This window comes from Amycolatopsis palatopharyngis, assembly GCF_003385185.1.
GTDB lineage: Bacteria > Actinomycetota > Actinomycetes > Mycobacteriales > Pseudonocardiaceae > Amycolatopsis > Amycolatopsis palatopharyngis.
Genome location: NZ_PQHZ01000062.1, coordinates 23,773 through 32,533, shown reverse-complemented (window position 1 = coordinate 32,533; position 8,761 = coordinate 23,773). Strand labels below are relative to the sequence as shown.

At 68.0% G+C, this 8,761-nt stretch carries 8 protein-coding genes and 1 tRNA gene; 1 reads left to right on the top strand and 8 read right to left on the bottom strand.

Annotated features, from left to right (window positions below):
• Nucleotides 1-256: 256 nt before the first annotated feature.
• The 3 genes from D0C15_RS29815 to D0C15_RS29805 form a co-directional block, all read right to left on the bottom strand.
• Nucleotides 257-330 (bottom strand) — tRNA-Pro (locus tag D0C15_RS29815).
• A gap of 38 nt (nt 331-368) precedes the next feature.
• On the bottom strand, nt 369-1,310 hold the full coding sequence (locus D0C15_RS29810; protein WP_116051459.1) for a metallophosphoesterase: 942 nt from the start codon (nt 1,308-1,310) through the stop codon (nt 369-371).
• Between the two features lie 131 nt (nt 1,311-1,441).
• A complete protein-coding gene (locus D0C15_RS29805) occupies nt 1,442-3,601 on the bottom strand; it encodes a transglycosylase domain-containing protein (RefSeq protein WP_116051453.1) in 2,160 nt (719 codons plus the stop codon).
• A 353-nt stretch (nt 3,602-3,954) separates the two neighbouring features.
• On the opposite strand from D0C15_RS29805, the gene D0C15_RS29800 reads away from it, so the two are divergent.
• Nucleotides 3,955-4,263 carry a WhiB family transcriptional regulator gene (locus D0C15_RS29800; protein ID WP_116051452.1) on the top strand — a complete coding sequence of 103 codons (309 nt, stop codon included), beginning with the start codon at nt 3,955-3,957 and terminating at the stop codon, nt 4,261-4,263.
• A gap of 62 nt (nt 4,264-4,325) precedes the next feature.
• On the opposite strand, the gene bagB is transcribed toward D0C15_RS29800, so the two are convergent.
• The 5 genes from bagB to D0C15_RS29775 all read right to left on the bottom strand — a co-directional run bounded on the left by bagB (nt 4,326) and on the right by D0C15_RS29775 (nt 8,725).
• Nucleotides 4,326-5,468: an ATPase BagB gene (bagB, locus tag D0C15_RS29795; RefSeq protein WP_245976394.1), complete on the bottom strand. Its 1,143-nt coding sequence runs from the start codon at nt 5,466-5,468 to the stop codon at nt 4,326-4,328.
• A complete protein-coding gene (bagA, locus tag D0C15_RS29790) occupies nt 5,465-6,472 on the bottom strand; it encodes an ATPase BagA (RefSeq protein ID WP_116051451.1) in 1,008 nt (335 codons plus the stop codon). The genes bagB and bagA overlap by 4 nt, the downstream gene beginning before the upstream one ends.
• Before the next feature lie 34 nt (nt 6,473-6,506).
• Nucleotides 6,507-6,755: a hypothetical protein gene (locus D0C15_RS29785; RefSeq protein ID WP_116051450.1), complete on the bottom strand. Its 249-nt coding sequence runs from the start codon at nt 6,753-6,755 to the stop codon at nt 6,507-6,509.
• 63 nt (nt 6,756-6,818) lie between these two features.
• Complete coding sequence (locus D0C15_RS29780; protein ID WP_116051449.1) at nt 6,819-7,775, bottom strand: esterase/lipase family protein; 957 nt, start codon at nt 7,773-7,775, stop codon at nt 6,819-6,821.
• Between the two features lie 65 nt (nt 7,776-7,840).
• Nucleotides 7,841-8,725, bottom strand: coding sequence for an esterase/lipase family protein (locus tag D0C15_RS29775; protein WP_116051448.1), 885 nt, complete (start codon nt 8,723-8,725; stop codon nt 7,841-7,843).
• Nucleotides 8,726-8,761: the final 36 nt, after the last annotated feature.

Sequence of the window (8,761 nt, the reverse complement as noted above, 5' to 3'; positions counted from 1 at the left end):
CAAGAGACGGGTCGGGGCGTGGCCCGCCCCGCCGCTCGCGGAGCGAGCCACGCCCCGACGCTCGCAGAGCGAGCTCCGCCCTCGACGCTCGCAGAGCGAGCTCCCACCCCCGACGCTCGCAGAGCGAGCTCCCGGCGCCGACGCTCGCAGAGCGAGCCCGCACCGTGGGGGTCCGGGGGGCTCGGCCCCCCGCGACGTCACAAAAGAAAGATCCCCGTCCACGAACTCCGTGGACAGGGATCTCCCAATCTTTCCGTCGGGGTGGCGGGATTTGAACCCACGACCTCCTCGACCCGAACGAGGCACGCTACCAAGCTGCGCCACACCCCGATGTCTTGCTGTACTGCTTAATCGGGCCGAGAGAGAGTCTAGCGGACGTCGCTGGGCGCCTCGAACGGGGTTTGCTTCCGGGTGGAGCGGCCGCCGTTCGGCCTCGGGACCAGCGTCAGCAGTGTGGCCTCGGGAGGGCAGGCGAACCTGGCCGGGGCGTACGGGGAGGTCCCCAGTCCGGCCGATACGTGCAGCCACATGTGTGCTCCCCAGCGCGAGGCCCCTCGGGCCCTGGAGCGGTCCAGTTCGCAGTTCGTCACCAGCGCGCCGAAGCCGGGCAGCCGGAGTTGGCCGCCGTGGGTGTGGCCGGCGAGCACGAGGTCGTAGCCGTCGGCCGCGAACGGGTCCAGGATCCGCGGCTCGGGCGAGTGCACGACGCCGAGCCGCAGCGCGGCGCGCCGGTCCGCCTCGCCGGATATGTCGCTGTAGCGGTCCCGGTGCAGGTGCGGATCGTCCAGACCGGCGGCGAACACCTGCTGCCCTGCCACGTCGACCGTGCGACGTACATGGGTCAGGTCCTGCCAGCCGTGCTCGATCAACGCCGCGCGCAGGTCCCGCCAGGGCAGGCGCAGGCCGTGGACGCGCTTCTTGCGTCCCTTCGGCATCAGGTACCTCGCCGGGTTCTTCGGCTTCGGCCCGTAGTAGTCGTTGCTGCCGAAGACGAACACGCCGGGACGGTCCAGCAGCGGGCCGAGCGCCCGGATGACGGCAGGTACGGCCTGCCGATGCGCGAGATTGTCACCGGTGTTCACGACGAGGTCGGGTTCGAGCAGGTCGAGTGCTGCGACCCAGCGCTGCTTGGAGTGGTGTCCCGGCAGCATGTGCAGGTCGGAGATGTGCAGGACCTTGAGCGGACGTGCTCCCTCGGCGAGTACCGGAAGTTCCACGGTGCGCAGGGTCCAGTGCCGCCGCTCGATCGCGGTGGCGTAGCCGAACGTCGCCATACCCAAGGCGAGCGCTCCCACGCAGAGGCGTTTCAACGTCCTCCGTGACGTGCGGATGTTACTCAGCGTGCTCACATGTTCCAGTTTACGTGCTCGGCCGGATGACGGGGTTGTGCCACGCGAACAACCAGACGTTGGTCGGGTCGGGACTGAGCGGCCGATACCGCTCAGTCCATCCGCTCGTACTTCGGGTCGGCCTTCGGCAGTGGCGGTTTCGGCTCACCTTCGAGGATCTTGTCCATCGCGCCGAACCAGGTACGTGCAGGCGTCCTGCCGCCGAACATGGTCCCGTCGTCCGGTGGCACGGCGACCACGTTGCCGACACCGCGGTCCTGCAGGCCACCGTTGGGAAAGTCCGGCCGGAACACCATCGCCGCGCCCGCGATCTGCGGAGTCGCGCCGACGAAGGCCGCCGAACCGTTGTTCTGGGTGGTTCCGGTCTTGCCGATCATCGGCCGGTCCCAGTCCACTTCGGTGGCCGCTCGGTGCGCGGTGCCGCCAGGTTCGTGGTCCTTGCTCATGCCGACGGCCATCGTGTTGGCGAGGCCCTCTTCCACGACCTGTTCACAGGGCTCGGTCTTGATCGGAATCGGCTCGCCGCCTCGATCGGTGATCTCGAGGATCGGGTTCGGCGGGCACCAGACCCCACCGCTCATGATCGTCGCGCCCACGTTGGCCAGTTCGAGGCCGGACACCGGGCTGACGCCCAGGGTGAACGAGCCCTGCCCTGGCGAGTTCTCCTTGGGGCCGAAGAACTGCTTCTGCGACACCCGCAGCGCGCCGTTGTCGCTCTTGGGATCCGGCTTGCCGCCGGCGAGGTTGCTCGCCATCGTGTTCCGCAGCCCGAGCTTGCTCGCCATGTCCACCACCGGGCCCATCCCGGCCCGCTCCTCGAGAATGACGAACGAGGTGTTGGGGGAGCGCTGCAGCGCCGTCTGCAGGGTGATCTCCGGCGGGAAGTCCGAGCCTTCGTTGTTACCGAGGCAGTAGGCGTGCGTGCCACGTGCGACGAGCGGACAGGTGTCGGCACCACCGACGAAGACATTCGACACGTGCCGGCTCGGTGAAGGGACCTCGTCGTAAATGCCCGCGACGCCCTGCTTCATGGCGGCCGCCGCGGTGAACATCTTGAAACTCGACCCGGCACCGGTCATGTTGTAGATCCCCGAAGGCAGGCCGTACACGGTCTGGCCCTGCTCCGGGTCCGTGCCGTAGTCCCGGTTGGCGACCAGCGCGATGACCTCCCGCGAGTCCTTGCCGGGCTTCACCAGCGACAGTGTGTTCGCCACATTCTCCTGGTCCTTCTTGACCTGGGTCTGCGCCGACATCTTGGCCTCGTGGTTGGCCTCCTGGTCCATGCTGGTCCTGATGGTCCAGCCGCCGGTGAAGATCTGGTCCTCGGTGAGGCCCTTCTCCTTCAGGTAGTCGAGCACGTACTGGCAGAAGAAGCCGTTCTCCGGCCCCGCGCCGATGCAGGTGGATGCGGGCTTGTTGGGCCCTTCGGGCACCACGCCCAGCGGTTCGCCCTTGATCCGCTCGCCGTCCTCGGGCGCCAGTTTGCGGTTCTCGACCATCTTGTCGATCACCCGGTTGCGCCGTTCCTTCGCGGCCTCCGGGTGGTTCCAGGGGTCGAGCTGGCCCGGGTTGTTCACCATGCCGGCCAGCAGCGCGCCCTGCGCGACGGTGAGTTCCTTCGCGGTGGTGTCGAAGTAGGCGTGCGCGGCGGCCCCGACACCGAAGATCTGGCGGGAGAACTCGACGACGTTGAGGTAACCGGTGAGCACCTGCTCCTTGGCCATTTTGGTCTCGAGCTGGATCGCGATCCGCGCTTCTTTCAGCTTACGGGCGATCGACTGCTCCTGGGCCTTCTCCTGGCCGACCTCGTCGCCCCGGTAGACGACGTTGATCAGGTAGTTCTTCACATACTGCTGGGTGATGGTCGAGGCGCCCTGGGTGTCGCCGCCGGTCTGGTTGCTGATCGCCGCGCGCAGCGTGCCCTTCCAGTCGACACCGTGGTGCTCGTAAAAGCGCTTGTCCTCGATGGAGACCAGCGCCCACTTCATCGCGTCGGAGATCTGGTCGCTCGTCGTCGGGATGCGGTACTGCTTGTACAGCGAGGCGATCTGGTTGCCGTCCCGGTCGGTCACTCTGGTGACCAGCGGGGGCGGCACGTCGGCCAGCTCGGAGGACATCTCGTCCACCGTCTGGCTTGCCTGGTTGGAGATCACCCCAGCGGCGCCGACGACGGGGAACAGGACCCCCGCGACCAGCACCCCCGCGAGCAGGCAGAGGCCGACAAGTTTCAGCAGACCATCGCTCTTGCGCACGCTGGCAAGGGTACGCGGTCTCCTGTTGCGTGTGTGTGACCGCGCCGCCGCACCGGTGTCAGGCGGTAGCGTCGCGTTACTCCGTTCGGGTGCGGTTGTGACGGATCAAGCCGTAACAAATGCAACGGGACTCTTGGCGAGGGGAACCGCAGCCCATTACAGTCCGTCAACGTCTCACGTAAATGGCCAACGGATGGATCAGTGCGGTTTCGGCCGTCCTGAGCTATTCGAAGGCACCGGCGCCTGGGGAGGCGGCGGTGAGAGGGTGAGCACAAGAGACCTGCTCGTGGGGGCCGAGACGTGGCGATCTCGACTCCTGCCTGTGGGCCACTACAGGTTAGGGAGCTGGGGGTATGGAGACCAACCAGTCGGACTGGCGGATCAGCGCGTCCTGCCGGGACACCGATCCGGACGGACTCTTCGTTCGTGGGGCCGAGCAGAACAGGGCGAAACTTGTCTGCATGGGTTGCCCGGTGCGAACGGAGTGTCTTGCCGAGGCGCTGGACAACCGGATCGACTTCGGTGTCTGGGGCGGCATGACCGAGCGCGAACGGCGTGCCCTGCTGCGCAGGCGGCCGGAGGTCGGCAACTGGGCCGATCTGCTGGAGTCGGCGAAGCGCAAGTTCGCGCCGGAGGAGGAGCCCGCGGCCCGGGTGTCCTGACGGCGTTCCGCCGTTGACGGCGTCGGCGTGACGGGTGCGGCAGGCTTCTCGCCGCCGCCCCGTCACGCGCCGGACAGCCGCTCGCCGATGTCGCGCAACCCGCAGAGGTCGTGCACGTCACTCGGTAGTGCGGGCACTCGCACCACCGGAACTTCGGGGTGTGCCTTGGTGAATCTGGCGAGCAACCGTGTCTCCCGCTCCGCGAGCGCGACCCGATCGGCATGCAGGCGCAGAACGGCGGTGGCCAGCGGGGCGTTCTGCGCTCCCCGTTCGAGTGCGTCGGCCGCGCCCAGCGCCTCGGTCGCGGAGAGCTGTGCGAGCAGGGGGTGCGTTCGGTTGGCGACGAGCCCGCTCAGTGGCATCGATTCGTCGGAGAGCCGCTCGACGAAGTAGCTCGCCTCGCGCAGTGCGTCCGGCTCCGGTGCGGCCACCACAAGGAACGACGTGCCCGCCGAGCGCAGTAGCTCGGCTGTCTTGCGGGCCCGTTCACGGAAGCCACCGAACATCGTGTCGAAGGCTTGCATGAAGGCCGAGGCGTCGGCGAGCAACTGCCCGCCGAGGATCGTGGAGACCGCCTTGGCGAACATCGAGAATCCGGCGCTGACGACCTTGCGCAGGCCCCAGCCGCCTGCCTTGGCCGGGGCGGTGAGCAGGCGGATCATCCGGCCGTCGAGTGCGGTCGACAATCTGGTCGGAGCGTCCAGGAAGTCCAGGGCCGACCGGCTCGGCGGCGTGTCCACGATGATCAGGTCCCAGTCGCCGGTCGCGGCGAGCTGGCCGAGCTTCTCCATCGCCATGTACTCCTGCGTTCCGGAGAACGAGGTGGAAATGGTTTGGTAGAAGGGGTTTGCGAGCAGCTGCTCGGCCCGCTCCGGACCGGCGTGCGATCGCACCATGTCGTCGAAGGTGCGACGCATGTCGAGCATCATCGCCCACAGTTCGCCCTTGGGCTCGAACCCCTCTACCTGCACCTGTTTCGGGTAGTTGCCCAGTTCGCGCAGGCCGAGAGCCTGCGCGAGGCGGCGGGCCGGGTCGATCGTCAGCACGACCGTCTGCCTGCCGCGTTCCGCCGCACGCAGGGCGAGTGCGGCGGCGGTGGTCGTCTTGCCGACTCCGCCGGATCCGCAACAGACGATCACCCGGGTCGCCGGGTCGTCGAGCAGGAGGTCGGTGTCCAGCACGGTGCTGTCCTGCCGGTCGCTCACGTCCGTACCCCCTGCTCGGTCAGTACGTCGGCCAGCTCGTAGAGCGCGGCGACGTCGACTCCTTGGTTGAGATCGGGCAGCTCCAGTGTCGGCAGGTCGGCCTCGTCGAGCTGTTCACGGGAGCGCTGTTCGGCCGCTACCCGGATCGCGTGCTCGACGGTTTCCTCGACCAGCCCTTCCAGGTCGTCGTTCGACAGCTCCAGGCCGGCGGCTTTGAGCCCGGCCCTGACCCTGGAGGCGTCCACCCTGCCGTCGGCGGCGGCCGTGACCGAGCGGGCGGGCAGCCGGGGCGGGCGCACGCGGTTGACCAGTACCGCGCCGGGGCGCAGGTCGGCCCCGTCGAGGTCGGCGACGGCCTCGAGGGTCTCGCGCACCGGCATCTCCTCGAGCAGGGTCACCAGGTGCACGGCTGTCTCGCCGGAGTGCAGCAGCCGGACCACGCCCTCCGCCTGCCCCCGGATGGGTCCGGTCTTGGCGAGGTCGGTGAGCGCCTTGGTGACGTCCAGGAACTTCACCACCCGTCCGGTCGGCGGCGCGTCGACAACCACCGCGTCGTAGACATACCTGCCGTCGGAGTCGGTGCGGCGGACGCACTCCTTGATCTTTCCGGTGAGCAGAACGTCACGCAGGCCGGGCGCGAGCGTGGTGGCGAACTCGATCGCGCCCATCCGGCGCAGCGTTCGCCCCGCGAATCCGAGGTTGTAGAACATCTCGAAGTACTCGAGCAACGCCGCTTCGACGTCGATGTGCAGGGCGCGCAGCTCGCCGCCGCCCGGGGCGGCCGCGATGCGCTGCTCGGCATAGGGCAGCGGTTCGGTGTCGAACAGCTGGGCGAACCCCTGCCGGCCCTCGACCTCGATCAGCAGCACGCGTTTGCCTTCACGGGCCAGCGCGAGGCCAAGAGAGGCGGCGAGGGTGGTCTTGCCCGTTCCTCCCTTGCCGGTGACGAAATGGAGCCGGGTGCGGGTGAGCTCGTCGGGCCAGCCAGCATGCGCAGTGGTCACCTTGGCAGCCTAAGTCACGGTGCCGATCGGGTGTTCAGCTCGCCAGCACGAGCACCGTCACCGCTACGCCGACCAGGCCGACGGCCGTCCAGGCCAGCACCGTCGGCAGCACCGTGAGGGTGAGCAGGCAGAGCAGCGCCAGCGCGGTCGCGGACACCGCACCGGACACCGCGACGGAGCCCGAGGAGCCGGTGACGTCGCGAACCTTCGCCATCACCATCAGCACCCCGGGCACGCCGGCCAGTGCCAGCGCCGCCGTCGCGATGATCCGCCACGTCTCCATACCCAGAGTCTGGCCCAATCCGGATCGGCGATCGAGTCGCCACGGGAGGTCCGTTACGGCACGTTAGTACGCCGCGCCCAGCGGGGTGACCAGCACGCAGGGCACGGGTTCGGGGTTCGACGGGTCCAGTGCGTTCAGCACGTGTCCCGCCGCCACCGGGTCGGCCGCGACGGCAGCGTGTTCGGCGAAGTCCAGCCCGCACTCTTCCTGCAGCACCACGTTCGTCACGTTCGGGCCGTTGGCGATACCGCTGGTGTAGGGCACGACGAGTTCGTCGTACTTGGTGACGATGTTGGTGTAGGTGACCTCGGGCGCGAAGATGCCGACGCTGTGCAGTTCCTTCAGGTAGTCCGAACCCTGCAGGAACTGTTTGCACGACTCGCAAACCGGGTTCAGGGCGCCGTCCACGACAGGGTCGAGGCCGATCGCGCTGCCGTGCTGGTAGAGCGTGGACAGACCGAGCAGTGTCGTGCCCTCCCACAGCGGGGTCAGGCTCACGTACTTGTCCACCTTGGACTCGCCGCCGAGGAATCGCACGTAGTAGCTGGGCATCAACGTTCCCTCGGAGTGCCCGAGAATGTCCACTTCGGAGGATCCGGTTGCCGCGAGTACCCGGTCCACGAACGCCGACAGTTCGACCGCGCTCTCCTCCATGGGCAGAAGACCGCCGGGCTGGTAGTAGTCCGGGTTCCCGACGCCGTCCTTCGTGCCGTAGGTGAGCGAGAAGACGCAGTAGCCCTTGTTGGCCAGCAGCGGGGCGAACGTCTGCCAGTTGACGGTCTGGTTCGCGCCGAGGCCGTGGGTGAGGACTACCGGATTCGGGTGCTCAGGGGTGGGTGTGCAGGACCAGTCGTTGGACCCTGGCGGCGCGCCACCCGGATCGGCGAGCTGGGCGGGGACAGCGGCGCCGAGGGTCCACGGCACCGGATACGTTTCGCTCGCGGCAGCGGTGCCGGGAATGATCAGCAGAGTCAGGACGGCGCCGAGGGTGGCAGCCAGCAGGGACCTCGTTGTCCTCATGTGATTTCCTTCCCTACTCGTGAGTAGGCGTGAAGTGAACCACAGCAGGAGTACTCGGGCCAGAGCTACAAGGCGGGTTTGACCGGTCGCATCGGGACGCAGGGCACCGGCGCCGCGTTCGCCGGATCGAGGGCGCCCAGCACGTGCCCAAGCGCGTTGGGATCGACGACGAGGCCGACGTGATTCACGCGGTCGGCGGGGCAGGTGTCCTGGAGAATGATGTTCGTGACGTTCGGCCCGTGGCCGATGCCGCTCGTGTAAGGCACGACGATCTCGTCGTACTTCGTGATGATGTTGGTGTAGGTGATCTCCGGAAGGAAGATGCCACCTTCGTTGAGCATGCGCAGGGTCTCCGAGCCTGCGAGCAGCTCGAGGCAGGCCCTGCAGTCGGTCAGCAGGCCGAGCAGTCCGCCGAGGCCGACGCTCTGCAGCAGGGCGTGCAGGCTGCCCAGTCCGGCCAGGTTGGTGCCGTCCCACCCGGGAGCCAGGCTGACGTACTTGTCGATCAGCGGACCACCGCCGAGGACCTTGGCGAAGTAGGTCGGCACCATCGTGCCCTGCGAGTAGCCGACGATGTCGACCTTTGGCGACCCGGTGGCGTTTAGCACCTGATCGATGAACTCGCCCAGCTCGCGGGCGCTGTAGTCGATCGGCATCAGCCCGCCGACCACGTCCTCGACGACGGGCGCGTCCGGGATCACGCCGTAGGTCAGCGCGAAGGCGCAGTAACCCTGGTCCACCAGTCTGGGGCCGAGCGCGCGCCAGGTGGTCTCCATGTTGTCGCCGGTGCCGTGCACCAGCACGACGGGCGTCGGATGGGCGGGATCGGGACGGCAGTTCCAGTCGTTGAAGCCGCCTGTGGAGCCGGTTGCGGCGGTCGCGGCCGGTGTCGTCGTGCTGAGCAGGAGTGCCAGCACGACGCTGATCAGCGCAGGTCTCGAACGTCGCATGTGCTCCCCCTAGTCGGACGGTCCCCTTACGAGATT

Excerpts from the sequence above, each read along its gene's own strand:
- D0C15_RS29800 (WP_116051452.1), top strand. The coding sequence starts at position 3,955 with ATGGAGACCAACCAGTCGGACTGGCGGATCAGCGCGTCCTGCCGGGAC.
- D0C15_RS29785 (WP_116051450.1), bottom strand. The coding sequence starts at position 6,755 with ATGGAGACGTGGCGGATCATCGCGACGGCGGCGCTGGCACTGGCCGGC.
- D0C15_RS29780 (WP_116051449.1), bottom strand. The coding sequence starts at position 7,775 with ATGAGGACAACGAGGTCCCTGCTGGCTGCCACCCTCGGCGCCGTCCTG.
- D0C15_RS29775 (WP_116051448.1), bottom strand. The coding sequence starts at position 8,725 with ATGCGACGTTCGAGACCTGCGCTGATCAGCGTCGTGCTGGCACTCCTG.